Source organism: Plantibacter sp. ME-Dv--P-095, from assembly GCF_030209365.1.
In the GTDB taxonomy this organism is placed as follows: Bacteria; Actinomycetota; Actinomycetes; order Actinomycetales; family Microbacteriaceae; genus Plantibacter.
Genome location: NZ_JARVSB010000010.1, coordinates 56031 through 82838 on the forward strand (window position 1 = coordinate 56031; position 26808 = coordinate 82838).

At 71.6% G+C, this 26808-nt stretch carries 23 protein-coding genes, 1 tRNA gene and 1 other RNA gene; 14 read left to right on the plus strand and 11 right to left on the minus strand.

The window, feature by feature from the left end; all coding sequences use genetic code 11:
* The first annotated feature begins 107 nt into the window (after positions 1-107).
* The 4 genes from QRN26_RS15150 to QRN26_RS15165 all read left to right on the plus strand — a co-directional run bounded on the left by QRN26_RS15150 (position 108) and on the right by QRN26_RS15165 (position 5804).
* Positions 108-950 (plus strand): sugar phosphate isomerase/epimerase family protein, encoded by an 843-nt coding sequence (locus tag QRN26_RS15150; RefSeq protein WP_285037407.1) that lies wholly within the window; start codon positions 108-110, stop codon positions 948-950.
* Positions 950-2137 carry a Gfo/Idh/MocA family protein gene (locus tag QRN26_RS15155; RefSeq protein WP_502927623.1) on the plus strand — a complete coding sequence of 396 codons (1188 nt, stop codon included), beginning with the start codon at positions 950-952 and terminating at the stop codon, positions 2135-2137. Before QRN26_RS15150 ends, QRN26_RS15155 begins: the two co-directional genes overlap by 1 nt.
* A gap of 123 nt (positions 2138-2260) precedes the next feature.
* The gene (locus QRN26_RS15160) at positions 2261-3775 is read left to right on the plus strand and encodes a cryptochrome/photolyase family protein (RefSeq protein WP_056776483.1); all 1515 of its coding nucleotides are present in this window, start codon (positions 2261-2263) and stop codon (positions 3773-3775) included.
* A gap of 67 nt (positions 3776-3842) precedes the next feature.
* Positions 3843-5804 carry a helicase HerA-like domain-containing protein gene (locus QRN26_RS15165; protein ID WP_285037408.1) on the plus strand — a complete coding sequence of 654 codons (1962 nt, stop codon included), beginning with the start codon at positions 3843-3845 and terminating at the stop codon, positions 5802-5804.
* A gap of 9 nt (positions 5805-5813) precedes the next feature.
* Here QRN26_RS15165 and QRN26_RS15170 read toward each other — a convergent pair whose 3' ends face one another.
* Positions 5814-6713 carry an aminoglycoside phosphotransferase family protein gene (locus tag QRN26_RS15170; protein ID WP_285037409.1) on the minus strand — a complete coding sequence of 300 codons (900 nt, stop codon included), beginning with the start codon at positions 6711-6713 and terminating at the stop codon, positions 5814-5816.
* Positions 6714-6756: 43 nt separating this feature from the next.
* On the opposite strand from QRN26_RS15170, the gene QRN26_RS15175 reads away from it, so the two are divergent.
* Entirely contained in the window at positions 6757-7359 is a 603-nt protein-coding gene (locus QRN26_RS15175; protein WP_285037410.1) for a GNAT family N-acetyltransferase, read from the plus strand.
* A 24-nt stretch (positions 7360-7383) separates the two neighbouring features.
* Here the strand turns inward: QRN26_RS15175 and QRN26_RS15180 are convergent, their stop codons facing one another.
* Positions 7384-7917, minus strand: a complete 534-nt coding sequence (locus QRN26_RS15180; protein ID WP_285037411.1) for a hypothetical protein — start codon at positions 7915-7917, stop codon at positions 7384-7386.
* A 197-nt stretch (positions 7918-8114) separates the two neighbouring features.
* On the opposite strand from QRN26_RS15180, the gene QRN26_RS15185 reads away from it, so the two are divergent.
* The 5 genes from QRN26_RS15185 (at position 8115) to QRN26_RS15205 (ending at position 13292) form a co-directional block, all read left to right on the plus strand.
* Complete coding sequence (locus tag QRN26_RS15185; RefSeq protein WP_285037412.1) at positions 8115-8783, plus strand: GntR family transcriptional regulator; 669 nt, start codon at positions 8115-8117, stop codon at positions 8781-8783.
* A 113-nt stretch (positions 8784-8896) separates the two neighbouring features.
* A complete protein-coding gene (locus QRN26_RS15190) occupies positions 8897-9907 on the plus strand; it encodes a 1-aminocyclopropane-1-carboxylate deaminase (RefSeq protein WP_056776467.1) in 1011 nt (336 codons plus the stop codon).
* Between the two features lie 204 nt (positions 9908-10111).
* Positions 10112-11134, plus strand: a complete 1023-nt coding sequence (locus tag QRN26_RS15195) for an acyl-CoA dehydrogenase family protein (RefSeq protein WP_285037413.1) — start codon at positions 10112-10114, stop codon at positions 11132-11134.
* Positions 11134-12543 (plus strand): bifunctional PIG-L family deacetylase/class I SAM-dependent methyltransferase, encoded by a 1410-nt coding sequence (locus QRN26_RS15200; protein WP_285037414.1) that lies wholly within the window; start codon positions 11134-11136, stop codon positions 12541-12543. The genes QRN26_RS15195 and QRN26_RS15200 overlap by 1 nt, the downstream gene beginning before the upstream one ends.
* Positions 12543-13292, plus strand: a complete 750-nt coding sequence (locus QRN26_RS15205) for a glycosyltransferase family 2 protein (protein WP_056014318.1) — start codon at positions 12543-12545, stop codon at positions 13290-13292. Before QRN26_RS15200 ends, QRN26_RS15205 begins: the two co-directional genes overlap by 1 nt.
* 58 nt (positions 13293-13350) lie before the next feature.
* On the opposite strand, the gene QRN26_RS15210 is transcribed toward QRN26_RS15205, so the two are convergent.
* On the minus strand, positions 13351-14067 hold the full coding sequence (locus tag QRN26_RS15210; RefSeq protein ID WP_285037415.1) for a DeoR/GlpR family DNA-binding transcription regulator: 717 nt from the start codon (positions 14065-14067) through the stop codon (positions 13351-13353).
* A gap of 56 nt (positions 14068-14123) precedes the next feature.
* On the opposite strand from QRN26_RS15210, the gene QRN26_RS15215 reads away from it, so the two are divergent.
* Both QRN26_RS15215 and QRN26_RS15220 read left to right on the plus strand, forming a co-directional pair.
* The gene (locus tag QRN26_RS15215) at positions 14124-14489 is read left to right on the plus strand and encodes a DUF4406 domain-containing protein (RefSeq protein ID WP_285037416.1); all 366 of its coding nucleotides are present in this window, start codon (positions 14124-14126) and stop codon (positions 14487-14489) included.
* A 45-nt stretch (positions 14490-14534) separates the two neighbouring features.
* On the plus strand, positions 14535-15026 hold the full coding sequence (locus tag QRN26_RS15220; protein WP_285037417.1) for a GNAT family N-acetyltransferase: 492 nt from the start codon (positions 14535-14537) through the stop codon (positions 15024-15026).
* A gap of 111 nt (positions 15027-15137) precedes the next feature.
* On the opposite strand, the gene QRN26_RS15225 is transcribed toward QRN26_RS15220, so the two are convergent.
* The 8 genes from QRN26_RS15225 to QRN26_RS15260 all read right to left on the minus strand — a co-directional run bounded on the left by QRN26_RS15225 (position 15138) and on the right by QRN26_RS15260 (position 24251).
* Positions 15138-16667, minus strand: a complete 1530-nt coding sequence (locus QRN26_RS15225; RefSeq protein WP_285037418.1) for an MATE family efflux transporter — start codon at positions 16665-16667, stop codon at positions 15138-15140.
* Positions 16668-16919: 252 nt separating this feature from the next.
* Complete coding sequence (locus QRN26_RS15230) at positions 16920-17363, minus strand: MarR family winged helix-turn-helix transcriptional regulator (protein WP_285037419.1); 444 nt, start codon at positions 17361-17363, stop codon at positions 16920-16922.
* 252 nt (positions 17364-17615) lie between these two features.
* A tRNA-Ser gene (locus QRN26_RS15235) sits at positions 17616-17703 on the minus strand.
* 96 nt (positions 17704-17799) lie between these two features.
* Entirely contained in the window at positions 17800-20277 is a 2478-nt protein-coding gene (locus QRN26_RS15240; RefSeq protein ID WP_285037420.1) for a transglutaminase TgpA family protein, read from the minus strand.
* A complete protein-coding gene (locus QRN26_RS15245) occupies positions 20264-21634 on the minus strand; it encodes a DUF58 domain-containing protein (RefSeq protein WP_285037421.1) in 1371 nt (456 codons plus the stop codon). The genes QRN26_RS15240 and QRN26_RS15245 overlap by 14 nt, the downstream gene beginning before the upstream one ends.
* 58 nt (positions 21635-21692) lie before the next feature.
* Positions 21693-22736: an AAA family ATPase gene (locus tag QRN26_RS15250; protein ID WP_082455680.1), complete on the minus strand. Its 1044-nt coding sequence runs from the start codon at positions 22734-22736 to the stop codon at positions 21693-21695.
* Positions 22733-23302: a hypothetical protein gene (locus QRN26_RS15255; protein ID WP_285037422.1), complete on the minus strand. Its 570-nt coding sequence runs from the start codon at positions 23300-23302 to the stop codon at positions 22733-22735. The genes QRN26_RS15250 and QRN26_RS15255 overlap by 4 nt, the downstream gene beginning before the upstream one ends.
* 298 nt (positions 23303-23600) lie before the next feature.
* Positions 23601-24251, minus strand: a complete 651-nt coding sequence (locus QRN26_RS15260; protein ID WP_056776438.1) for an SDR family oxidoreductase — start codon at positions 24249-24251, stop codon at positions 23601-23603.
* Positions 24252-24405: 154 nt separating this feature from the next.
* On the opposite strand from QRN26_RS15260, the gene ffs reads away from it, so the two are divergent.
* An RNA gene (gene ffs / locus QRN26_RS15265) (signal recognition particle sRNA small type) lies at positions 24406-24502 on the plus strand.
* 137 nt (positions 24503-24639) lie between these two features.
* Complete coding sequence (gene pta / locus QRN26_RS15270) at positions 24640-26808, plus strand: phosphate acetyltransferase (protein WP_056776434.1); 2169 nt, start codon at positions 24640-24642, stop codon at positions 26806-26808.

A 26808-nucleotide genomic window follows, 5' to 3' on the forward strand; every position in this document is an offset into this window, starting at 1 on the left:
GACCGCCACCAGCCTGCCCCGCGACACCACTCCCGCGACACCACACCTGCGACACCACCACCATCACCACAGACGCCAACGTCGGCGTCGGAACGGACGGCAACACCATGACCGCACCAGCGCTCTCCGTGCAGCTCTACAGCATCAAGGAGCACCTCGACCACGGACTCGACGCCGCGCTCGCCCGGCTGGCCGGGATGGGCCTCCGCGAGGTCGAGGCCTTCGACTTCGTCTCCCGGGCGCCCGAGCTCCGCGAGGCGTTCGACCGCCACGGGCTCGCGGCCCGCACCGGGCACGCCACCCTCCTCTCCGACGAGATCCGGTTCGGCGACCAGGTGATGCCGGTCTCCTCGCAGGAGGACGTCTTCGCCGCCGCAACGGCGCTCGGCCTCGAGATCGTCATCGACTCCTTCGTGAGCCCCGACCGCTGGCTCGACGAGGCCGCGGTCGCGGACACCGCCGCGCGCCTGAACGCCGCCGCGGAGCGCGCAGCCGACCACGGGCTCCGGGTCGGGTACCACAACCACTCGCAGGAGTTCGTCGCGTCCTTCGGCGGCCGGAGCGCGTTCGAGGTCTTCGCCGAGCAGTTGCGTGACGATGTCGCGCTCGAGGTCGACCTGTTCTGGGCGGCGACCGCCGGGCAGGACGTCCCGGCGCTGCTCGCCCGGCTCGGCGACCGGGTGCAGGCGCTCCACGTGAAGGACGGTCTGCTCCCCGCGGACCCCTTCGCACCGGGGGCCGCACCGTTCGCGCCGACGAGCCTCGACCAGCGCCCGTTCGGGCAGGGTGAGGTGCCGCTGCGCGAATCCCTCGCTGCGGCACCATCGGCCCGCTTCGCCATCATCGAGTTCGACCACTACGGCGCCGGCGACATCTTCGACGGCATCCAGGCGAGCGTGGACGCGCTCGTCGCCGAGCAGCTCGTCTCGACCGAAGCGGTGGCCCGCTGATGCCCGCGGCAGCGGACGGCACGATGCCCGCGGCGGCACCTGGCACGCGGACCCGCGCAGCGCAGGGCAGCGGCCCCGTCGGCGTCGGGTTCGTCGGCACCGGCATGATCAGCGACACCTACCTCGAGCACCTCACCGCGTTTCTCGACGTGACCGTCGTCATCCTCGGCGACCTCGACGTCGACCGCGCGAAGGCGCAGGCCGAGAAGTGGGGCGTCGGCGCCTGGGGGACCGCCGCCGACGTCATCGCCCATCCGGACGTCGAGCTCGTCGTCAACCTCACGATCCCGGCCGTCCACGCGCAGGTCGCCTCCCAGGTGATCGCCGCGGGCAAGCACGTCTGGACCGAGAAGCCGATCAGTGTGGACCGGGCGAGCGGCCTGGCACTCCTCGGGCAGGCGGACGCGGCCGGCCTCCTCGTCGGCATCGCCCCCGACACCGTGCTCGGGCCCGGCGTGCAGTCCGCGCGTCGCGCGATCGCCCGGGGTGACATCGGGCAGCCGCTCACGGCGCAGACCGTCATGCAGTACGCGGGCCCGGACATCTTCCACCCGAACCCCGAGTTCCTGTTCGCGAAGGGCGGCGGACCCCTGTTCGACATGGGCCCGTACTACCTCACGACGCTCGTGCAGGTGTTCGGTTCGGTCGCGTCGGTCTCCGCCGCGGGATCCCGCGGGCGGGCGACGCGCACGATCCAGCAGGGCGATCGGGTCGGTACGGAGTTCGCCGTCGAGGTGCCGACGCACGTCAGCGCGATCGCCCGCTTCGTCGACGGCGGGGTGAGCCAGAGCGTGTTCAGCTTCGAGTCACCGCTCGCCAAGATGGGCGTCGTCGAGATCACCGGTACGGAGGGGACCCTCGTGATCCCCGACCCCAACATGTTCACCGGTGAGGTGCGGATCACCCGTGCGGCACCGATGGAGCGCATGCAGCAGGAACCGGAGTGGGAGGTCGTGCCGACCGAGGGGGTGCTCGCCGGCCGGGGGACAGGCGTCCTCGACCTCGCGCGCGCCATCCGCTCGGGCGGTCAGCCGCTCGCCTCGGGCGCGCTCGGATACCACGTGCTCGACACGCTCGTCTCGATCGACGAGTCCGTGGTGTCCGGTCAGACCGTCGACGTGGAGAGCCGGGTCGCACCGGTGCCGCTCGTGGCCGAGGACTGGGACCCGTTCGCCGCGACCCTCTGAGCCGAGCCGAGCCGAGCCGAGCCGAGCTGAGCTGAGCTGAGCCGGGCCGGCCGGGCCGGCAGCAGAGCCCGACCGGCTCGGCAAGCCCCCGGTGGTGTCCGTCGTCCCGCGTACCCTGAGGCGATGGACACCACCGGTCGGAGCGTCGCCGAGCACGACGATGCAGCTGCTCCCGCTCGCCGTCGGTGGATCCTCACCGGGCAACTGGGCCCGGCGTTCGACGACGGCGGGCCGATGCTGCTCGTCGAGTCGCGGTCGACCTTCACCAAGCGACCGATGCACCGGGCGAAGGCCCACCTCTTCCTCTCGGCGATCCGGCATCGGGCCGCCGAGCTCGGCGACCGGGCCGAGTTCCACCAGGTCGACCGGTACGAGGACGTCATCGACGTCGGTGCGGACCTCGAGGTGATCGATCCGCCCTCGTGGACGGCTCGGCGCTTCGTCCGTGAGCGCGGTCTCCGGGTGCTGCCGAGTCGCGGCTTCGTGACCGCGGAGCAGGACTTCGCAGCGTGGGCGTCGACGCGGGACGGCAAGCGGCTCCTCCTCGAGGACTTCTACCGCACCGTCCGTGAGCGCACCGGCATCCTCATGCGCGGCGATCAGCCCGAGGGTGGACGCTGGAACTACGACCACGACAACCGGAACCCGCCGCCGAAGGGCGCCGCCCGGCTCGGCCTGCCCGAGCCGTTCTGGCCGGCGGAGGACGACATCGACGCGGAAGTCCGGGAGGACCTCGACCGGTGGCAGCGCGACGGGCTGGTCCAGCTGGTCGGCGACGACGGACCCCGACGCTTCGCGGCCACCGCGGCCGAGGCGGAGGCGGCGCTCGCGGACTTCATCGAGACGAGGCTCGGCGACTTCGGGCCGTTCGAGGACGCCATGCTCGGCGGCGACTGGACGATGGCGCACTCCCTGCTGAGCGCGCCGCTCAACCTCGGCCTGCTCGACCCGCGTGATGCCGTCGAGACCGTGGTCGCGGAGTACCACGCCGGTCGCGCACCCCTGGCGAGCGTCGAGGGCTTCACCCGACAGATCATCGGCTGGCGCGACTACGTCTGGCACCTCTACTGGCACCTCGGCGAGCCGTACCGCACGAGCCACAACGCCCTCGGAGCGCACGAGCCGCTCCCACGTCAGTTCCGCGAACTCGACGCCGCCGCCATCCAGTCGAACTGCCTCCGCGAGACGATCGACGGCATGCGCCGCCACGGGTGGGCGCACCACATCCAGCGGCTCATGGTGCTCGGCAACTGGGCCCTGCAGCACGGGTACGACCCGGTCGCGCTCAACGACTGGTTCATCGACATGTTCGTCGACGGCACCCCCTGGGTCATGCCGGCGAACGTGATCGGGATGTCGCAGCACGCGGACGGCGGGATCGTCGCGACGAAGCCATACGCGTCAGGTGGTGCGTACATCGACAAGATGTCCGACTACTGCGGGGGTTGCGTCTTCAACCCGAAGGTGCGGTTGGGCGACGACGCCTGTCCGTTCACCGCCGGGTACTGGGCCTTCCTCGACCGCGTCGAACCGCGCATCCGACACAACACACGCATGGCGCAGCCACTCGCCGGACTCCGTCGACTGTCCGACCTGGCCGCCGTCGTCGACCAGGAGCGCACGCGCGAACAGTGGTGAGCGGTGCGGCCGTTCCGCCCTCACGCGACCCCTCGACCGGTGGGGAGCGCGTCGCTAGGCTCGGCACATGACGCCCAGTGATGCAGCATCCGACCCGCAGATCGCCGCACTCCAGGCTGCCGCCGAGCAGGCCCAGGCCGAACTCGAAGCGGCCCAGGCGCAGGCGGCGCTCGCCGCGGCGAAGGTGAAGGCCGCCGAAGCGGCAGCGGCGCTCGCCGGAGCCGGGATCACGGCGTCGGGCCGGGCACCGGGCACTGCTCCGGCCAGCGCTCCGGGCGAGGCGCCCACCACCGTCGTCTCGTCGGAGCCGGTCGCGGCGACTGCTGAACCGCTCGCCACCGATGCGCTCCCCGCCGATGCGCTCACCACCGACACGATCGGCCCAGGCCCCCTCGGTCTCGACGACGTGGTGCGGATCCGCGACGGCTACGTCGTGCACGGCCCGGCGCTCGAGATGGGTGCGCTGGTCAACGGAGATCCGCTTCCGGGCGTGCAGGTCCGCATCCCCCTCAGTGTCATGAACCGGCACGGCCTCGTCGCCGGCGCCACCGGCACCGGCAAGACCCGCACTCTCCAGGGGCTCGTCGAGCAGCTCTCCGCCGCGGGCGTCCCGGTGTTCGCCGCCGACATCAAGGGCGACCTCTCCGGCATCGCGACACCGGGGGAGTCGAGCCCCAAACTGCTCGACCGCACGCGCGGCATCGGCCAGGACTGGACCCCGGCCGCCACGCCCACGGAGTACTTCGCGCTCGGCGGGGTGGGCAAGGGCGTCCCCATCCGGGCGACCATCGCCGCCTTCGGCCCGCTGCTGCTGAGCAAGGTCCTCGGGCTGAACGCCACCCAGGAGTCGAGCCTCGGTCTCGTCTTCCACTACGCCGATCAGGCCGGCCTCCCGCTCCTCGACCTCAGCGACCTGCGCGCCGTCCTCACCTATCTCGCGAGCGACGGCGGCAAGAGCGAGCTGAAGGACCTCGGTGGGCTGTCGGGCGCGACCGTCGGGGTGATCCTGCGCGAACTCATCACCTTCGCCGACCAGGGCGCCGACGTCTTCTTCGGGGAACCCGAGATCGACACCGCGGACTTCATCCGCCTCGACCCGAGCGGCCGGGGCATCGTCAGCCTCCTGGAGGTCCCCGGGGTCCAGGACCAGCCGGCGCTCTACTCCACGTTCCTCATGTGGTTGCTCGCCGACCTTTTCAACACCCTGCCCGAGGTGGGCGACCCCGAGAAACCGAAGCTCGTGTTCTTCTTCGACGAGGCGCACCTGCTCTTCCGTGACGCGTCGAAGGACTTCCTCGCGCAGATCACGCAGACGGTCCGGCTCATCCGTTCGAAGGGCGTCGGGATCTTCTTCGTGACGCAGACGCCGAAGGACGTGCCGGGGGAGGTGCTCGCGCAGCTCGGTTCGCGGGTGCAGCACGCCCTCCGCGCCTTCACCCCGGACGACGCGAAGGCCCTGAAGGCGACGGTGTCGACGTACCCGACGTCCGGGTACGACCTCGGCGAGGTGCTCACCTCGCTCGGCACCGGCGAGGCGGTCGTGACGGTGATGAACGAGAAGGGTGCACCGTCGCCGGTCGCGTGGACGAGACTGCGCGCGCCGGAGGGGCTCATGTCGCCGACACCCGATGCCGCGATCGACGCGACCATCGCTGCGTCACCGCTCCTCGCGCGGTACGGGACGCCCGTCGACCGGGAGTCGGCGCGGGAGATCCTGACCGCGAAGCTCGAGGAGGCGAACCAGGCCGCCCTCGCCGCGGAGGCGGAGCTCGAACGTCAGCGCATCGCCGCCGAACTCGCGAAACAGCAGGCCGCGGCGGACAAGGCGCAGGCCGCCGCCCAGCGGAAGGCGGACGCCGAGTACGAACGGCTCCTCCGGAAGACTGCCGGGACGACGAGGCGGACGTCCACGAGGTCGACGTCGAGTTCGTCGAAGAGCCCGCTCGAGGAGATCCTCGGGTCGAAGGCGACGCGCTCGATCCTCACCGGCGTGGTCGAGGGGATCTTCGGGACGCGCCGCCGCCGCTGAACCCGGCCCTCAGCGAGCGGCACCGAGGGCGCGCTCCGCGAGGAGACCCACCGCGATGGTGTCCCGCGCATCCTCGTCGACCCCGTCCTGGAGCGACCAGACGGCGGACAGCGCGGACCGGGCGACCGACCACGCGAGGATCGTGCTCCGGTCGACCCCGAGCGAACGACGCAGCAGCTCCACCCGCTGCTCGAGGTGCCAGGGGTCCTGCGCCGTCGCCCGGTCCGGATTCGCGAGCATCGCCGCCGCGTCGAACACCCGATGGCCGACGATGCCCTTCGGATCGATCGCCCGCCAGTCACCGGGAGCGAACTCGAGCACGTTCTCGTGGTGCAGGTCGCCGTGGAGGACCACCGTGTCGGCGGGCGTCGTGTCGTCGAGGAGGCGATGCGCGAGGATCCGCCCGCGACGGAGGAACGCGGCGCTCGCCGCATCGTCGGTCAGTGCGCCGAGTGCCGCAGCATCGGTGAGCAGCAGCGCGCGGAACCATTCGTCGAGCGAGGGGAGCTCGGTGAGGACGTCGCCCGTGTCGTGCGCCGTGGTCAGAGCGGGCGCCGGAGCCGCGACGGCCCCGTGCAGGACGCCGAGCACCGAGCCGAGCACCCCGATCGCGCCGAGGTCGTCACCCGCCCGGGTCAGCGAGGTGAGGTCGCGCCCGCCCACCGCGCGTTCCAGGACGACCGAGTGCTCGTCGGCGGCGAACACCGCCGCACACCCGACGCCACGCCAGGCGGCGAGGAGCCGCCCACCGAGCGCCTCCTCGTGGACGAGGGGGACCTTGAGCATCGCCGATCGACCGCGGTGCGTCACCGGGAGCAGATGGCTCGACGCCGTGACGATCGGGTCGCCGTCGCGGACGAGTACCCACTGCTCGACGGCGGCGTCGACCGTCCCCGCTCGCCACTCCATGGGAGCCAGCCTAGACAGCCGGGCCGGGGTCTAGGCTGGCGCGGTGACCGAGATCCGCGCCTACCGCCCCACCGACCGTTCCGCCGTCGCGACGATCTGCACCCGGACCGGCGACTCCGGGGCGGACGCGACCGGGCACTTCAGCACGGACGAGCTGCTGCCGGACGTCTACGCGCTGCCCTACGTCGACCACGAGCCGGAGCTGGCGCTCCTTGTCGACGCGGGTGCCGGCCCGATCGGCTACATCCTCGGGACGGCGGACACCGTCGCCTTCGACCGGTGGTTCGTCGAACGCTGGTGGCCGACGGTCGTCGGGAAGTATGAGACCGCCGCATCGTCCGGTGCCGCCTCCGAGCAGGAGCGTGGGATCGTCCGCTCGGCCACGGAACGGATCGGCCTGGCGCCGGAGCTCCTCGCGCAGTACCCGGCGCATCTGCACATCGACCTCCTCCCCGAGACGCAGGGGATGGGGCTCGGGAGGCGGCTCATCGACGCGTTCTGCGGTCTGCTCGCGGAACGCGGTGTGCCGGGGGTCCACCTCGGGGTCGGCGTCTCGAACACGGGCGCACAGCGGTTCTACGAGCGGACGGGCTTCACCCGCGTCGACGGCGATCCTGGCGCGCACTGGTACGCGAAGGCGCTCTGACGCAAGGCGATCCGCGGGCGCGGGCTAGAGCAGTTCGGCGCGCGCCCACCGCAGGCGCTCGAGCGGCGTGAGGAGACCGGGATGGTCCTCCCGGAGGTCGTCGAGTGACACCGGCTGCCGAGGCCGCTCCACCGGACCCTCGTAGGCGGCGACGACGGCCGCGATGCTGTCGTTGCCCCAGCGGCTGCTGCGCATGCGGAGCAGGGGCAGGTTCTCCGTGTCGCAGACGAAGAACTGTGCACTCGTCCGCTGGCCGCGACCACCGAACTCGAACAGCAGGCTGCGGCCGATCGTCTCACGAGGGACGAACCGTCGGCGTCCGAGGACGGGTTGCTCGATGAAGCCGTCGTGGCACACGACGATGCGTTGGCGACGCGAGAGGATCGCGAGCACGGGCAGGGCGACCAGGCCGACGATGCCGAAGGTGACCACCCAGGTGTGCTCCATGCTCGGCCCGGGCCCGACGAGCCAGAGCGAGACGCCCCAGACGGGCAGGATGACGATGGCGGCACTCAGGACGGTGCTGAACAGGATGCGGGGATGCGGTCGGACCGTCACCGGTTCATCCCCCCGTTGCATCACGCGCACCTCTTTCCCCGCCGACCATCGTGGCCTGCTTTCAGTGGTGCGACAATCCGCCATCTGGGGGACAAGTAGGACGAATGTCCCACTTCGGTCGGATGTCGGGGACTCCGTCGTCGGCGGGAGGCGATTGGATCCTTGACTTCTGCGGCCCGCGATGTGCAATATATTGCATGCCCGCTCCCGCAACCGCCCAGCCGCACCGCCGAGCCCTGCTCAGGGACGACGTCTATCGCTCCCTGCGGAACGCGATCGTCGACGGCACCTTCACGCCGGGGGAGAAGCTCGTCGACACGGACCTCGAACGCTGGCTCGGCGTGAGCCGGACGCCCATCCGGGAGGCGATCCTCCGGCTGGCACGCAGTGGGCTCGTGATCGCGAAACCCGGCCGGTCGACCGTGGTCGCGCCACTCGACACGCGGGCGACGTTGCAGGCACAGGCCGTCGCCGCGGCCATGCACGAACTCGCCGTCCGCGAGGCGGTGCCGCACCTGACCGACGCCGACCTCGACCGCATGCGCGCGGCCAACCGAGACTTCGAGGCCGCCCTGCAGCGGGACGACACCGATGCAGCGCTCGAGGCGGACGACGCGTTCCACGCCGTGGCCGTCGACGTCGCCGGCAACCCCTTCGTCCGCGACGCGCTCGAAGCCGTCACGCCCCTGCTGCGCCGGGTCGAACGCCTCCGGTTCTCCTCCGTCGCCGCCCGGGGCTCGATCGCGCAGCACGACGCGCTCGTCGAACGGTGCGCCGAGGGTGACGTCGACGCCGCCGCCGCACTCGTCCGGGGCAACTGGACGACGCTCGCCGACCTCGTCGTCGCCCACCTCGACGAGGACTGAGGAACTCGGTCCTCGGAACAGCCCGTCGCGGGCATCACCTGCCGAACTGAACAGCCGCATCGCATCGCACCGCCACCTGCACGCCCGCCGCACCACCGACCTCCAGGAGCACCATGTCCCTCAGCGACTTCGCCCGCTACCCGCTCACCTTCGGGCCGAGCCCCGTTCACGAGCTCAACCGTCTGACCGCCCACCTCGGTGGCGCGACGATCTGGGCCAAGCGCGAGGACGTCAACAGTGGTCTCGCCTACGGCGGCAACAAGACCCGCAAGCTGGAGTACCTCATCCCCGAGGCCATCGCCCAGGGGGCCGACACCCTCGTGTCGATCGGCGGGTACCAGTCGAACCACACGCGCCAGGTCGCGGCGGTCGCGGCGAAGCTCGGCATGCGGGCGGTGCTCGTGCAGGAGAACTGGGTGGACTGGCCGGACTCCGTCAACGACCGCGTCGGCAACATCATGCTGTCGCGGATCATGGGCGCCGAGGTGCGCCTCGACCCCGCCGGCTTCGGTATCGGCTTCAAGTCGAGCTGGGAGCGCGCCCTCGACGACGTGCGCGAGCGCGGAGGCGTCCCGTACGCGATCCCGGCGGGTGCGTCGGACCATCGACTCGGCGGGCTCGGGTTCGCGAACTGGGCCGCCGAGGTCGAGCAGCAGGAGCGCGAGCTGGGCGTGTTCTTCGACACCATCGTGGTCTGCAGCGTCACCGGATCGACGCACGCGGGCATGATCGCCGGGTTCGCCGGCCAGGATCGACCCCGCCGGGTCATCGGGATCGACGCCTCCGCGAAGATCCAGGAGACCCGCGACCAGGTGGCGCGCATCGCCCGCAACACGGCTGCGCTCATCGGGCTCGACCGCGAGCTGCGCGACGACGAGATCACCGTGCTCGAGGGCTGGGCCGGCGACCTCTACGGGATCCCGGTGGAGTCGACGATGGAGGCGATCCGGCTGACGGGACGACTCGAGGGCGTCATCATCGACCCGGTCTACGAGGGGAAGTCGATGGCGGGGCTCATTGACCTCGTGACGAGCGGTGACATCCCGGCGTCGAGCAACGTGCTCTACGCGCACCTGGGCGGGCAACCGGCGATCAACGCGTACAGCGCCCTCTTCCGCGACTGATCCCGCGGGCGCCTCGCACGGCGTCCGGTCGCCCCGCGGATCGGCCCGTCGCGCTCGCCAGATCCGGGTGATCGCCCTATCAGGGACGATCGCCCGGGTCCAGCCGCGGGATGTGGCCCGGAGTGGTGCGAAACTGGACGCATCGACGACGCGAGGAGGTCGCATGCGCGCACCGATGGAACCCCGACACCAGAACCGGATCGCATGATCCGTCTGCAGTCGACCGCCTGGCCGACCAGCGGCACCACGCTCGACCTCCCGGCCCTCGACGCTGCGGCGGCGGGCTCGATCACCGATCTCGCATCGCGGCTCGCATTCACCCGACAGGCGGTCGAGCTCGTCGGTCCGCTCGAACAGCACACCGCGGGGCGCGTCTTCGCAGGCCTCGGAGCGATCGCCGCCGTCGACGTCACGCTCGCCCGCGTCGTGGAACCGCACCTCGACGCGCTCGCCATCCTGCGCCAGGCGGAGCTCGACCCGTCACCGGAGTCCACGTGGGGGGTCTTCGCGGCCGAGGCGCCCGGTGTCCGGCTCGACGCCGTCCGCGTCGACGACGGCTGGATCCTCAGCGGGACGAAGCCGTGGTGCTCGCTCGCCTCGAGCCTCAGCGACGCCCTCGTCACCGCCCACACCGGCCTGAACGAGCGGCGACTCTTCGCGGTTTCGCTCGCCGCCCCCGGCGTCACGACCGACGACAGCGCCTGGCTCGCCCGCGGAATGCCGCTCGTCCCCAGCGCCCCCGTCGGCTTCGACGTCGTTCCCGCAGCACCCGTCGGCGATGACGGCTGGTACCTCCGGCGCCCCGGATTCTCCTGGGGCGGCATCGGCGTCGCGGCCTGCTGGTGGGGCGGCGCGAGCACCCTCGTCGAGCGGTTGCTCACCGCGGCACGCGCACGACCTGACGCCGAGCTCCTGCTCCGCACCCTCGGATCCGCCGCCATCGACCTCGCGATCGCGGAACAGGCGATCGCGGACGCGGCCGCGGCGATCGAAGGGGGCCTGGCCGACGGCGCTGCCGGTCCTCGTCTCGCGCAGCGCGTCCGGTCGACGGTGAGGGCCAGGGTGGACGCGATCCGCTCCGGCGTCCTCGGGGCACTCGGACCCGGCCCGCTCACCGCGGAACCGGCCTACCTGGAGCGCATGTCCGACCTCGAGCTGTACGTACAGCAGGACCACGGCGATCGCGACCTCGCGCGCTACGGCCGCATGCTGGTGGAGGCCGACTGATGCCCGCCTTCGACCACCGCGACCCCGGCACCTCAGCAGCCGCCTGGGGCACGCGCCTGCACGAGCTCGACCTGCCCGTCTGGGACGGTTGGCGGCAGACGACCGGCCTCGTCGTCCTCTCGCCCCATCCGGACGACGAGTCGCTCGGCGCCGGCGGGCTGATCGCCGCAGCCGCAGCCGCCGGCATCCCCGTCGCCGTCCTCCTGGTCACGCTCGGCGAGCGCTCGCACCCCGATTCGCCGACCGCCACCCCGGAGGAGCTCGCTCCACGCCGGGAGGCGGAGTTCATCGAGGCCGTCACCCGGCTCGGCACCGAGGTCGCCCACGAGGTCCTGCGGGTCCCCGACGGCGGGCTCGACGCCGAACGCTCCGGCATCGCCGCGTCCCTGCGCTCGGCGGTCGACGCCGCCGGGACGAAGCCGCTCATCGTCGCCCCCTGGCGCGGCGACGGCCACCGCGACCACCGCATCGCCGGGGAGCTCGCCGCCGCGCTCGCGACCGAGCGAGACCTCGCGCTCGTCGAGTTCCCGATCTGGCTCTGGCACTGGGCCGACACCGACGACGACACGCTGCCGTGGACCGAGGCGCGCATCGTGCCCCTCGACGCCGCAGCGCACGGGGCGAAGATCGCCGCGATGGACGCCTACCCTTCGCAGACGGAGCCGTTGTCCGACGCCCCCGGCGACGAGGCGATCGTCGACCACCACCACCTGCAGCACTACGCGCGTCGCTTCGAGGTGCTCTTCCCGAACCAGCGGGCGCTCGACCTCGCAGCGGAGCCGGACGTGCACACGGCGGCGGTCGGGCAGGTCGACGGCTCACGGTCGCAGGAGTCCTTCGAGGACCACTACCGCGAGCACCCGGACGGCTGGGACTTCGGGTCCTGGTACGAGGCGCGGAAGCGTCAGGTGCTCCTCGCCGCGCTGCCACGCCAGCGATACCGCTCGGTGCTCGAACTCGGCTGCGCCACCGGGGTGCTCACGGCCCGGCTCGCGGAACGCAGTGACCAGGTGCTCGGTGTCGACATCGCCGAGGCGCCGTTGCAGCTCGCCCGACGACACGTCCCCACGGCCCGCTTCGAACGCCGGACCGTGCCCGACGAGTGGCCGGCGGGCGAATTCGACCTGGTGGTGCTGTCCGAGGTCGGCTACTACCTGTCCGAGGCGGACCTCGACCGGGTCATCGACCGGATCCTCGGATCCCTCACCCCGGACGGCAGTATCGTCGCGTGCCACTGGCGTCACCCGGACGACCACGCGGCGACCTCGGCCGAGCTCGTCCACCGACGGCTGCTCGAACGCTGGCCCGGCCGTCGCTCGGTCCAGCACGTCGAGGACGACTTCCTGCTCGACGTCCTCGTGCCGGCCGGTGAGGCGAGTGTCGCTGCGGTGGACGGTCTGACGTCCTGATGCTGCGACGGATCGACGTCGTCGTGCCGGCCCACGACGAGGAGGAGCTGATCGGCGCCTGCCTGGACGCCCTGCTCGTCGCCTGTGCTGAGGTGCAGCGGCGTCGCCCCGGCCTGCAGGTGGGCCTCGTGGTGGTGCTCGATGATTGCCGTGACGACACGGCCCGGATCGTCGAGGAGCGTCTCGACGGCCTCGACGACGGCGACGGCGGCGGGTCCGGCCACGACGCCGGTTCAGCCGCGGCGTCCGTGGTGGTCATCGCGGAGCGCAGCGTCGGAGCGGCCCGCCGCGCGGGTGTCGACACCGCGACGCGACTCGGCGAGGCCGACCCGACCGAGCGGTGGATCGCGAACACCGACGCCGACTCCCGCGTCCCGGCAGACTGGTTGTCCGTGCACGCCGACGCCTTCGACGCCGGTGTGGACGTCCTGCTGGGCACGGTCCGTCCCGACTTCGGCGACTTCTCCGAGCGCGACGTGGAGCGGTGGCTGGAGACGCATCCTGCCGGGCATCTGCCGGGGAACGTCCACGGGGCGAACCTCGGTGTCCGGGCCGATCGGCTCGAGGCGATCGGTGGGTTCCGCGAGTTGGCCGAGCATGAGGACGTCGACGTCGTCGAGCGGGCGCGGGCGGCCGGGTTCCGGGTCGTGCCGACGCTGGACGGCGCGGTCGAGACGTCGGGCCGCCGCCGTGGTCGCACGCCGGGTGGGTACGCGGCGTTCCTCGCCGAGACCTACCCGATCGTCTGAGCTCGCTGATCGTCTGGCGGGCTTGGGTGCTTGACGTGCCTGGGCGTGCGACGCAAGTTCACGGGGTCGTGGTCGTGCCCTCCGGGTCGACGATGACCTCGGTGACCTCGTCGAGGTCGAGCACCGGGTGTCGGGAGACGGCTCCGATCTTCTCCTCGCTCGCGAGCACGTAGACCTCGGTGCTGCGCTCGGCGAGGGCGCGTTTCGTCGCGGCGTCGTCGAGTTCCCCGGTGGTGAGGCCGTGCTCCGGGTGCACCCCGGTGACGCCGAGGAAGCACGCGTCGGCACTCAGCCGTCGGATCGCCTCGGTGGCGAGGGCTCCGTTGGCGACCATCGAGTGCCGCCCCAGTTCGCCGCCGACCATGATCACGCGTGCCGGCGAATGCTCGGCGACGGCGAGCGCGACCGCGGGGCTCGGAGTGATGACGGTGAGGGTCGGGTCGTCGGGGAGCAGGCGGGCGAGGGCGAGGGCCGTGGTGCCGGCGTCGATGATGACGGTGCTGCCCGGGAGGATGCGTGCGGCGGCGACGCGGGCGACGCGCTCCTTGCTGTCCGTCTCCAGGGAGAGGCGTTCCGCGAAGGGGCGGTCGGCCGCGGGCACCGGCAGCGCTCCGCCGTAGACGCGGATGCACTGACCGGCGTCGGCCAGGTCGCGGAGGTCCCGGCGGATCGAGTCCTCCGACACCCCGAGTGCGGCTGCGGCCTCCTTGGCGACGATCCGGCCGTCGCGCTCGAGGAGGTCCAGGAGGTGCGTTCGACGTTGTGCGCTCAGCATGCGTACTCCTTCACGATGTTGCACGTTTGTGCGTGGTTAACGCTACAGTGCTGGGCATGCACACACCACTCCTCATCCTCATCGCCGGCCCCTACCGTTCCGGAACCGGTGGCGACCCCGCCGCCATCGCCCGCAACCTCGAACGACTCGAAGCCGCGGCGGCCCCCATCTACGCCCTCGGCCATGTCCCGATGATCGGCGAGTGGGTCGCCCTGCCGATCCTCCGAGGGATCGACGCCGCAGACACCGCCGGCGACGGCGACGTCATGTACGAGACGGCGAGGCGCCTGCTGCAGCACTGTGACGCGGTGCTCCGGCTGCCGGGGGAGTCCTCCGGTGCCGACACCGACGTCGCGATCGCCCGCGAGCGCGGGATCCCGGTGTACACCGACCTCGCGGAGATCCCGGCGATCGAGGGCTGATGCCGCCGCCCGCCGAGTCGCGGCGGTCCGGCTAGGCTGACCCGCGTGCTCGACGACCTCCTGATCCGCCCGTACCGCGACACCGATGCCCGAGCGACCCGAGCAATCTTCGAACGCGCGGTGCGGGTGACCGCTGCCGCCCACTACACGGCCGAGCAACGCACCGCATGGGTGCCGGACGACCCGCTGGCTGTGGTGCTCGACGACTGGGCCGCCCGACGTGCCGCGGTGACGACGTGGGTCGCTGTCATCGACGACTCGGTGGTCGGATTCACCGACCTGGACGTCGAGACCGGCTACCTCGACATGCTGTTCGTCGATCCGGACGCCGGACGACGCGGTGTCGGTTCCGCGCTCATCCGTCAGGTGCTCGACCAAGCCCGGTCGGTGGAGCTCCGGGAGGTGACCGTGCAGGCGAGTCGGACCGCGCAGCCGGTGTTCGAGCGTCACGGCTTCGTCGTGGTCCGCGAGCAGCGGGTCGAGCGTCGTGGAGTGCTCATCGAGAACGCGGTGATGCGGATGGTCCTCGACGCGTGAGATCGGTGCGATCGGCGTGAGCGCGGGTCGCACGCTTGGGCGCGGCCCTCTGGAGACCCGCGCTCACGCGGGTGACCCGCGCTCACGTCAGCGCACCGCGCTGGCAGTCCGTCAGGCGTCGGTGAGTTGGGCGTCGGCTCGCTCCGGGGAGCCGGCGGCGAGCCCGCGGTCGATGGCCGCCCGCGAGCCCAGCCACAGGAGCACGCCCACCAGGAAGACGATGACCTCCGTGACGGTCAGCGACCAGACGATGCCCCCGAGTCCGAACCAGAGGTTGCCGAGCAGCACGATGGGGACGAACAACACCCCCTGGGTGACGGCCATGACCGTCGCAGCGAGCGCCCGCCCGGTCGCCTGGAAGAGCGAGGTGATGAGCCCGGTGAAGCCGTTGGCGATCATCGCGGTGAGCTGCGCGACGAGGATCGTGACGCCGAGCCCGAGGACGGCCGGATCGGCGATGAACGCGGAGACGATCGGCTCGCGCAGGACGAAGACGACACCGGCGAAGAGCGCCGAGATCCCTCCGACCGCGAGTGCCGAGGCTCGGAGGGCCGAGCGCAGGCGCGCACCGTCACCCTTGCCGAACGCGTAGGCGAGGAGGGGGAGCACGCCGAACGTCACCCCCATGACGAGGAACTCCGGTACCTGGGCGATCCGGACCGCGACCCCCATGGCGGCGAGCGGTGCGTCTCCGTAGCCGGCGGCCAGCGTGTTCAGGACGAGCGCGGTGACGATGAGGAAGCCGGACTGCAGGAGCGTGCTGACGCCGACACCGAGGACCGGCTTGAGGATCGTCGGCGACAGCGTGAACCAGCGCGGCGCCAGGCTGACGTGCTCGCTGTTGCGCTGCAACCACGCGACGAAGTAGACGACGACACCGAGGTTGGCAAGGCCCATCGCGAGCGCCGCCCCGGCCACACCCCAACCGAGACCGAGGATGAAGACGAGGTCGAGGACGAGGTTGGCGACGGCGGAGGCGATGAGCGCGATCATCACCTGACGGGCGGCACCCTCGGCTCGGACGAGCTGTTCCAGGCAGAACGCGGTCGCCATGACGGGGACGAATGCGAGCATGACGCCGATGAACGCGGAGGTCGCCGGGGCGGTGACCGCATCCGCCCCGAGCAGCGACACGAGAGGGCCGAGGAAGACGAGGCCGATCCCGCCCAGGACGGCACCGGTGAGGAAGGCTCCCCAGACGGCGAAGGTGGCGGCGCGTTTGATGTCACCGGCTTGCGCGGGGTCGCGTTCCGAGGCGCCGAGGAGCCTCGAGATGAGCGCGCCGCCGCCGACGCCGAACAGGTCGCCGATGGCCATGATCAATCCGAGGATCGGCGCTCCGAGCGTGATCGCGGCGAGCAGCGTGGTGTCGTGGAGCGAGCCGACGACGCCGGCGTTGATGAGGTTGTAGACGGCGCTGACGACGAGAGCGGCCGCCATCGGGACGCACAGGTGGACCAGTGCTCGGATGATCGGGGCGGTCGAGAGGTACCAGCGGTTGCTCCCGACCGTGTCCGCGGCGGTCGTGGCGGCGGTCGAGGGAGTGGCGGCGGTCGGGGGAGCAGCGGCGGTCGAGGGAGCAGCGGCGCCGCCGGGGATGGACGTGTCGGCTTCGTGATCGGTGTGGTGTTCGGGGTGCATGGAAGGCTCCGTTTCGGGCAGGTTCCGGGCGCGACGATGAGCGCCGGCGCGGCGAGGGGTGCATGGTGAGGAGGGGAACGGTCGGGGGCTGGGCGCACGAGCTCAGCGGGCGTACGGGCGCGACGGACAGCGCCGTCGTGGCGATGGCGAGCGTGATAGCGGTCGCGGTCGCGGTCGCCGTCGGCGGTGGGTGACGCGCGCGGTGAGTGGTCTCGGCGCGTGGTCAGGGAGCTCGGGTCAACCGAGCGATGGTCAGCGGGTCGGCTGCGGCAGGTTCGCCGTGAGCTTCGTGAGCAGAGCGTGCAGGGTGTCGCGTTCGCTCTGGTCCAGCGGGGTGAGGATGCTGTCGTCGGCGTCGGCCATCGCGGTTTCAAACCCGTCGATGAGGTCGGCGCCGAGCTGGGTGGCGAAGACGCGCTTGGTGCGCGCGTTCCCGTCCTCCGCGCGGCGTTCGACGAGGTCTCGGCGTTCGAGCCCCTGCAGGAGGCTCGAAACGCTCGCGGCGCTCGTTCGGCTGACCTCGGCGATGTCGCGTTGGATCGAGCCGGGATGCTGGACGAGGTACCCGAGGACGAAGGCCTGTTCGTGACTGAGTTCGCGGGCGCGGATCCAGTCCTCGCCGGCCTTGCGCTGTGCCCACCCGATCCCACGGACCATCTGCAGGGTGCTGGTGAAGGCGGGTGTCTCGTCGTCCATGGTTAGAACACTAACGCTTTGATCTCTAACCGTCAACCCATGAATGATCTGATCTTGCCAGCGCGGTGCGCTGACGCGAACGGCGACCCTTCGGCCTGGGCGCGGGTCTGAGCCGCGGGCGCACCCCTCCGGAGACCCGCGCTCACGCGTGTGACCCGCGCTCACGTCAGCGCACCGCGCTGGCAAGAGGGGTGACACAATCCCGAAACACAGAACGCCCCACGCGGATGCGTCGGGCGTTTGTGGTGATGCTGGCGGAGAATGGGGGATTCGAACCCCCGAGGGCGTTAACCCAACACGCTTTCCAAGCGTGCGCCATAGGCCACTAGGCGAATTCTCCTCGGCTGTTTGTGAAAAACGGCCAGATAGCAGCATACCTGGTTCGCGGACTCCCGCGCGCCACCTGCCGGAACCACGCACCGCTCGGCACCACGGATCAGCTCGCGGCAGGGGGTCGCCAGTCGACGCGTTGGTCCCGGTGCGACACGAGCGACCGCGGGAACACCACCGACAGGACCCGTTCGATCGGCGGGCTCACGGCGCGCAGGGCAGCTCTCGCCTCGCCGAGCGCGGCCTCGACGGCGTCGGCGCTCGCCGGAGGTTCGCCACCGGACGCCCGGTCGGTGGCGGCCCGCGCGTAACTCTCCCGCTCGACGGCGGTGACGAGCCGCTCGATCGCGGGCGAATCGACCTGGAACTGCCCGCGCAGTCTCGCCGCGAAGCCACGCGGCGACTCCGACGTCGTCACCGGGAACCCGAGGTCCCTGGCGCTGTCGACGAACTCCGTCCACGCCCAGCCGGCCGAGGTCCCGGCGGCGTGGGCCCGTCGACGCCCGGCCGCACGCCGGACACCGCGCGCGATCGAGGGGGTGGCGAGGAGCACGAGCACGCCGAGCAGGACCGCGAGCGGCACCAGCATGGCCGGCAGCCCACCGCCGGTCTGGGTGGCCGTCGATTCGCCGAGGGCTCCAGCCGTCGGCGTGGGCGTCGATGCCGCGGTCGGAGCCGGACGGCTGTCGGGACTCACCGATCCACTTCCCGGTGTCGCAGCGCTCGTGTCGGTGAACTGCGTCACGACCCCGCGGCTCGCGGTCGGTTCGAACGGCACCCAGCCGACGCCCTCGAAGTACAGTTCCGGCCACGCGTGCAGCTGGTCGGAGGTCACGATGTAGGTGCCGCGGTTCGACGGCGTGTTGTCGACGGTCGTGCCGGGCAGATACCCGATGGCGATGCGCGCCGGGATGCCGAGGACGCGCGACATCACGGCCATCGCGGAGGAGAAGTGGATGCAGTACCCGGCCTTGCGTTCGAGGAACGTCGCGATGACCTCTGCGCCGCTGCCGTCGAAGCCCTCCTCCACGGGTGCCGATTCGGAGTACTCGAAGGAGCTGCGGAAGTACCGCTGCAGGGCGATCGCCCGGTCGTAGTCGGTCGAGGCGGTCGCCGTGACGTCCGCGGCGGTGTCTCGGATGATCTGCGGCAGCTCGTCGGGCAGCTCGAGGTACTGGGCCGCGGACGCCGGGTCGGCGACGGGCGGGACGTCGCGCATCTGTTGCGCCGTCGGCAGGATCGCGGTGCTCGTCGCGGTGTACGTCTGGCCACGGGTGGATCCACGTTCCGCCATCGCCGTCAGCCCGGCGGCTTCGAACCGCCAGTCACCGCGGAGCCCGTCGACCTTCTGCGTCGGATACGGCAGGGGCAGCCACGGGCTCGACAGGGAGTCCACCGTGACGGTGGTCTCGAAGGTCTCCACGGGGATCGCCTCGCTGAGCCCGGCCGGCGCGGGGAACGCGTCGAGCGAGTTGCCGTCGTTGTAGCCGGAGTTGTCGGGACCCCAGACGTTGCCCGTGAAGTCGCTGAGGTCGGTGACCTTGAGGTAGGGCGCGTCGTCGGCGGTGGTCGTGTACTCGAGCGCGGTCGTGTTCGCCGGGCGACGCAGGCTCTGGCCGAGGGAGATGAGCGGATTGATGCCGTTCACGAAGGGGCCGTTGCCGCGGGCGCCGGCGGTCACGTCGCGGACGGCGAGGTCGGGGAGCGCGGCCGGGGTGAGCAGGGCGACGACCACGGCGACCGCGCCGACGAGGACCGCGGGGCCGACACTGCCGAAGCGTCCCGCGAGCGCCGTCGATCCCGTCCGTCGGGTGGAGCCGGCCGCACGGGCCGAGGCGGCCTCTCGCAACCGTTCCCGGCGTCGCACGTCCTCGCGGAGCAGCCAGAGGAAGGCGAGTGCGACGGCGGCGAACACCCAGGGGTCGAGCGGGAACGACACGGCGACGGTGGGGCCGGCGTAGACCGCGAAGACGAGGACGCCCGCGAGGACCGGCGCATGTCGGCCGAGGACGAGCCAGGCGACGGCGAGGGCGACGAGGCCACCGCCGGCGGCCATCACGAAGACGACACCGGCGTCTGTGTCGAGCGGCGCGGACCCGTCGTGGAAGGTCTGGAACCCGGCGTCGCGGAGGCGTTCGAAGGTGGTGACCGTGGTGGGTGTCGGCACGATGCCGAGGATGGCGGTACCGCTCGCGAAGCCGATGGTGATGGTGAGCAGCCAGGTGATCGCGGAACCGATCCACACGAACACCGCCGGCAGTCTGGTGCGGCGGAGCAGGACGGCGCTGGCGAGGACGATCGCGATGACGACGTTCGCCACGACCCACCAGTCGAGCGTGTCGAGCACGCGGCCGAAACCGAGGCCGCCGGTCACGAGGAGGGCGAACGCGGCGAGGGCGAGTCGGAGGTCTCCGGTGGTCGCCGACGCACGTGGGTCTTCCGGCCGACCGCTGTCGGCGCCGGACCACGATCCGCCGCTGGTCCCGGCTCCGGTCGGGCGTGCCCGGTCACGCGAGGCGGGGCCGACGGCCGGTCGTCTCCCGTTGGCGGTCCCGGCCGCGCGACGTCCCTCAGCGACGGACATACGCACCCCCTCGACGACCCTGTCGGCTGGTCGACCGTGATGCCCCGGCGGCGCTGGCGGGACCGCTGCTGTCGAGCCACAGCGCCGCGAGGGATGCGCCGCGTTCGCCGACGTGGCATCGCCACCCGGCGAGCTCCAGCAGCTCGACGGTCCGGCGTCGTGCGCCGGCCGGGAGTAATGCGATGGGCAGCGGGGAGAGCCGTGCCACCGCCGTCAGTTCACCGAGGTCGCCCTCCTCCACGTCGCCGAGGATCGCGATGACGGGCTGCGTGCGACGTGCCGCGATGACGGGGGAGAGGTCGAGGAACCGGGTCGGCTCGTGCGACGGCCGCAGGAGTGCGAGGTCGAGCAGTGCGGTGTCGAGGTCGTCTTCCTCGAGGTGCTGCCCGCCGCGTTCGAGTGCGTCGCCCATGCCGCCGACGGGGCTGGACCGGAGGCCGTACGCCGACGAACCGGCGCCGACCTCGCGGGAGAGCGCTTCGCTCCCGGCGCCGACGAGGTTCACCCGGTACTCGGCGTCGACGAGGTGCGCGGTGATCGACGCGGCGAGGGAGACGGCCTGCTCGAACGCCGGCGGGTGGGACGGGTCGTCGTCGGGCCAGGCCCAGTGCGCGGCCGCGGTGTCGAGGAGCACGGTCGCCTCGGGGTCGTTGCGCTGCTCCTCCTGCCGGACCATGAGTTCACCGTGATGCGCGCTCGCCCGCCAGTGCAGGCGTCGGATCGCGTCGCCGGGGAGGTAGGGGCGGGCGATGACGTCGTCCTCGCCGGCACCGGCACGCAGGGAGGAAGGACGGGTGGAGCCGTCGCGGCTGGCGGTCAGTGCGGGGATCTCCGGCAGGACCACGACCTCCGGCAGGACGACGACCGCGTGGGTTCCACCGACATTCCGCCGGCGGACGACCAGCCCGAACGGGTCGCTCACCGCCAGGCCGAGTGGACCGAGTTCGTGCTGGCCGCGGCGCAGCGCCGTCACCGTGTACTCGGCGGTCCGCTTGCGGGACCCGATACCGGCGACGCCCGTGCTCGGGAGCGTGCCGCTCGCGTCGCCGTCGAGCCCGGACGGGATGCGGTCCTTCCACTCGGTGTGCACGTGCGGCAGGGCGCTCGTCTCGGCGATGGAGACCTCGACCGAGATGCGACCGCCGACGGCGACGAGGTCCGGCCGCGTCGTACGGTCGACCCGGAGCGAGGGGCGTTCCAGGTAGACCGCGCCGAAACTGGCGGCCACGAGGGCGATGAGGAGTCCGGCGGCGGCGAGCAGCTCCGGCGAACCGATGCCGCGGGCGAAGACGAGGCAGACGCCTGCCGCCACGAGCACGCCGACGGCGCGCCTCGTCAGCGGGATCCGACGCCTCATGGGCCCGGAACCTCCCGGCGCGTCACCGGGGCCCGGCGATCGCCGTGCGGGCACACGATCAGGACCTCGCCTCGGCTCGGCCGGAGTGCGGCACCGGGGTCCGTTCGAGGAGTTCGACGAGCACCTCGGCGACCGCCTGCACGCCCGAGCGGTCGTGGGCGCTCACCGCGCGGCGCGTCGGGATGAGGCGATGCGCGAGCACCGGCGCGAGCAGCTGGTCGATGTCGTCGGGGAGGACGAACTCGCGGCCGTCGAGTGCGGCCAGGACCTTCGCGGCGCGGATGAGTTGCAGCGTGGCACGGGGGCTCGCCCCGAGGCGGAGCTCCGGGTGCACCCGCGTCGCCTGCACGAGCGACACGCAGTACTGCTCCACGATCGGCGAGACGAACACGCCGCGCGCCCAGGCGATGAGCCGTTCGACGTCCCCGCGCGAGGCGACCGGACCGATCGTGTCCAGCGGGTTCACCGTGTCGCGTTGGCGCAGCATCGCGAGTTCCGCGTCGGGGTCGGGATAGCCCATGGAGATGCGCGCCATGAACCGGTCGCGCTGGGCTTCCGGCAGGGCGTACGTGCCCTCCATCTCGAGTGGGTTCTGCGTGGCGACGACGGTGAACGGTGACGGCAGCGCGTGGGTCTCGCCGTCGACCGTGACCTGGCCCTCCTCCATCGACTCGAGGAGCGCCGACTGCGTCTTCGGGGAGGAGCGGTTGATCTCGTCCGCGATGACGATGTTCGCGAACACGGCGCCCGGTTTGAACTCGAACTCGCGGTCCACCTGGTTGAAGATCGAGACGCCGGTCACGTCGGAGGGGAGCAGGTCGGGCGTGAACTGGATGCGGCGGACGGAGCTGCCGACGGAGGCCGCGAGGGCCTTCGCGAGGACCGTCTTGCCGACACCGGGGACGTCCTCGATGAGCAGGTGCCCTTCGGCGAGCATCACGATGAGCGCCATGCGGGCGGCGAACGGTTTGCCGTCGATGACACGTTCGACGTTGTCGAGGATCCGTTCGGCGAGGAGCTGGAACTCCACGGCGGTCAACGCGGGGTTCAGTTCGGCGACGGAGTCCCTGGTGGTGCGGCCCAGACTGCTCTGCTCGGTCATGGTCGGCTCCTGCGGTCGTGGTCGTGCAGACGCCTGAACAGCAGCGCGACTATGGTGGCGAGTCCGACGGTCACGAGACACGGACCGATCGCCAGGATGGTCTGGAAGACGAGGAACGCCATCGGTGGGCCGTCGCCGGTGCCGTTCCAGCCGCGGTAGCCGTTGCTCGTCGCGAACCAGATGGCGAGGCCACCGCCGACCGCGAGGACGACACCGACCGCCCACAGTGCGCGTTCCAGTTGCGCGGCTCTGGCCGATGCGGCGCCGCGGGCCTCCTCGTCCTCGTCGGCCCAGCGGGCGAGGTCCTCGGCGGACGGGCCGGCTTCCGGGGCGGCGCCGGCCGGTGCTCCCTGGCGGAAGGGCTCGACGCGGGCGCGCGGGCCGTCGTCGAAGCGGTCGTCGGTGGGCGGGCGGACCGGGCGGCCGTCGGTCGGCGGCTGGATGAGCTGCGGGGCGACCTCCTCGAGGGAGGCGAGTCGGCTCCGACGGCCGGAGTCGACGGCGTTCGGGCGGGAGCGCTGGTCGGTGTGTCCGCGCTGGAACGCGGGGTCGTAGCGTTGGTCCATCGTCGGCCTCCGTCGCGCTGCGTGCATCGTCCGGGCCGGAACCCGTCTGCCCGATCCTAGGACTGATAACGAACAGGTAACACCCCTGGACGGGTCGCCCACAGGAACTCCATATGTGCACCACGTCGCGCACACACCGGGTCGGTACCGGTCAGGGGAGTCTTCGGAGCCGTCGGGGACATCGCTTGCGCTGCCGTTCGACCGGCTCAGGGACCAGGCCCCGGGCCGCGCGCTCCGGAAACGACGACAGGCCCGGGAACGGGGGTCCGTTCACCGAGCCTGTCGCGGAGCGCGTGTCCTACAGCGCCGAGAGCGCCTCGCGGATCGGGGTCTCGCCGCCGATGACCTCGAACTGCGTGCGGGAGGCCGCACCGGACTCGATGAGCGCGAACAGTACGGCAGCGACGTCGGCGCGCGGGATGGAGCCGCGGTCGGTGGTCGTCGCGGCGGTGATCGTGCCGGTCGGCGCGTCGTCCGTCAGGCCACCGGGGCGGACGATGGTCCAGTCGAGGTCGCGGCCGCGCAGGTCGGCGTCCGCCTCGGACTTCGCCCGCAGGTAGACCTGGAAGACGTCGTCCGACTCCGGGTCGAAGTCGTCGGTGCCCATCGCGGACACCATGATGTAGCGCGGGACCTTCGCGAGTTCGGCTGCCTCGGCGAGGAGCACGGCTCCGTCGCGGTCGAGGGAGAGCTTGCGGTCGGCGCCGCTGTTCGGGCCGGCTCCGGCCGCGAACACGACGACGTCGGTCCCGGCGAGTTCGTCGGCGAGTTCGGCCGGCGAGGAGTGCTCGAGGTCGAGGACGATGGCGCGGGAGCCGATGCCCTGGAGCTCGCCCACCTGCTCGGGGTTGCGGATGATGCCCGCGGGGGTGTGGCCTGCTTCGGCGAGCAGCCGCTGCAGGTGCAGCGCGATCTGTCCGTGTCCTCCGGCGATGACGACGTCGGTCATGTGAGTCCTCTCGTTCGATGCGGTGTCGATCCTCGCGCCGCCCGTTCGTGGGAGCGGCGGTCGATCGAGGGTCTGCGGCCGGTGGCCCCAGATCCGCCAGTCAACGCCTCCGGCGGAGCGTACGCAACCCGGTCGCGGCTCGGGTACACTGGGTGACGGCTCCCCGCGTGGCGCCATCCAGGCCAACTCCCCCAGGGCGGAAACGCAGCAAGGGTAACCGGGCTCTGGCGGGTGCGCGGGGAGTCTTTTCGTGCATCCGGCAGCCTCGCGCCGATGCAACCCCGCCCGCCGTGCGACGCGGCCCTCTGTGCGACCCGCCCCCCCCGTGCAACCCGACATTGTGTGGTTACCCAGCCCCCACGGACCCCGTCCCCGTAGGCTGGAACCCGTGGCGCGAAGCATTTACATCATCTCTGCCGAAGGACACTCCGGGAAGTCGACGGTGGCCCTCGGGGTCCTCGACACCCTGAGTCATCAGATCGAGCGGATCGGGGTGTTCCGGCCCATCGCGCGCTCGACGACGAAACCCGACTACGTGCTGCAGCTGTTGCTCGAGCACGACGGTGTCGACCTCTCCTACGAGGACTGCATCGGCGTCAGCTACGACGACGTGCACGCCGACCCCGAGGCGGCACTCTCGCGCATCGTCCAGCGCTACAAGCACGTCGAGGCCCAGTGCGACGCGGTCGTCATCCTCGGCTCGGACTACACCGACGTCGGCAGCCCGACGGAGCTCGGCTACAACGCCCGGATCGCCACGAACCTCGGTGCGCCCGTCCTCCTCGTGCTCGGCGGCCGCGCCGGCCAGGGGTCGGGGGAGCAGCTCGGGCAGTCGCTTGCGCGCACGCCCGACGACATGCGCAACATCGCGGAGCTCGCCCTCGGCGAGTTGGCCGACGCCCACGCCCAGCTGCTGGCCGTCGTCGCGAACCGCGCCGACCCCGAGAAACTGCTCGAGATCACGGCGGCGATCAGTGACGCGATCCACCCGAACGGCTCCTCGGGTGCATCCGTCGTCGCCCCGGCGGGTCACGCGGCCGGTGCCGCGATGGTCCCCGTCTGGGCCATCCCGGAGGACACCTTCCTCATCGCGCCGACGATGGACAGCATCCTCGAGGCCGTCGACGGCACCCTCGTCAAGGGCAGCGCCGAACTCCTCACCCGTGAGGCGCTCGGCGTCGTCGTGGCCGGTATGTCGATGGTCAACGTGCTGCCGCGGCTGACGGAGGGCGCGGTCATCGTGATCCCCGCCGACCGCACCGAGGTCCTGCTCGCCGCGCTCATGGCGAACGCCTCCGACACCTTCCCGTCGATCGCCGGCATCGTCCTGAACGGCGGGTTCCCGCTGCCCGAGGCCGTCGAGGAGCTCATCTCGGGCCTCGGCGAGATCCCGCCGATCGTCAGCACCGACCTCGGCACGTACGACACGGCGGTCCGCGTCATGAACACCCGCGGTCGCCTCGCCGCCGACTCGCAGCGCAAGTACGACACCGCGCTCGCGCTGTTCGAACAGAACGTCGACGCTCCGCTGTTGCTCGAGCTGCTCAACGTGGCGCGCGCCGACGTCGTCACGCCGCTCATGTTCGAGTACGGGTTGTTGGAGCGGGCCCGGTCGAACCGGAAGCACATCGTCCTGCCTGAGGGCGACGACGACCGCATCCTCCGTGCCGCCGGCACGCTGCTCGCCCGCGAGGTCGCCGACCTCACCATCCTCGGTGAGGAGATCGAGGTCCGGTCGCGGGCGATCGAGCTCGGCATCGACCTCAGCAAGGCGACGATCGTCAGCCCGTTCGACGCGGTCCTGCGATTCAAGTTCGCGCAGGAGTACGCACGCCTGCGGGCCCACAAGGGCGTCACGATCGACATGGCGAACGACGCCGTCACCGACGTCTCCTACTTCGGCACGATGATGGTGCACCTCGGCCTCGCCGACGGCATGGTCTCGGGTGCCGCCCACACGACGGCGCACACCATCCGCCCGTCGTTCGAGATCATCAAGACGAAGCCCGGCGTCTCCGTCGTGTCGAGTGTGTTCCTCATGGCGCTCGCCGACCGCGTGCTCGTCTACGGCGACTGCGCGGTCAACCCCGACCCGACGGACGCTCAGCTGGCCGACATCGCGATCTCCTCGGCCGAGACGGCCGAACAGTTCGGGATCGAGCAGCGGATCGCGATGCTGTCGTACTCCACCGGAGACTCCGGTGCGGGCGCCGACGTCGAGAAGGTCCGGTCGGCCACCCGCCAGGTCCGGGAGCGTCGCCCCGACCTCCTCGTCGAGGGGCCGATCCAGTACGACGCCGCCGCCGACGCCGCGGTCGCCGCGACGAAGATGCCCGACTCGCAGGTCGCCGGCCGCGCGACGGTGTTCATCTTCCCCGACCTCAACACCGGCAACAACACGTACAAGGCGGTGCAGCGTTCGGCCGGTGCCGTCGCCATCGGGCCGGTGCTGCAGGGGTTGAACAAGCCGATCAACGACCTGTCGCGCGGCGCCCTCGTGCAGGACATCGTCAACACGGTCGCCATCACCGCCATCCAGGCGCAAGAGCAGGAATAG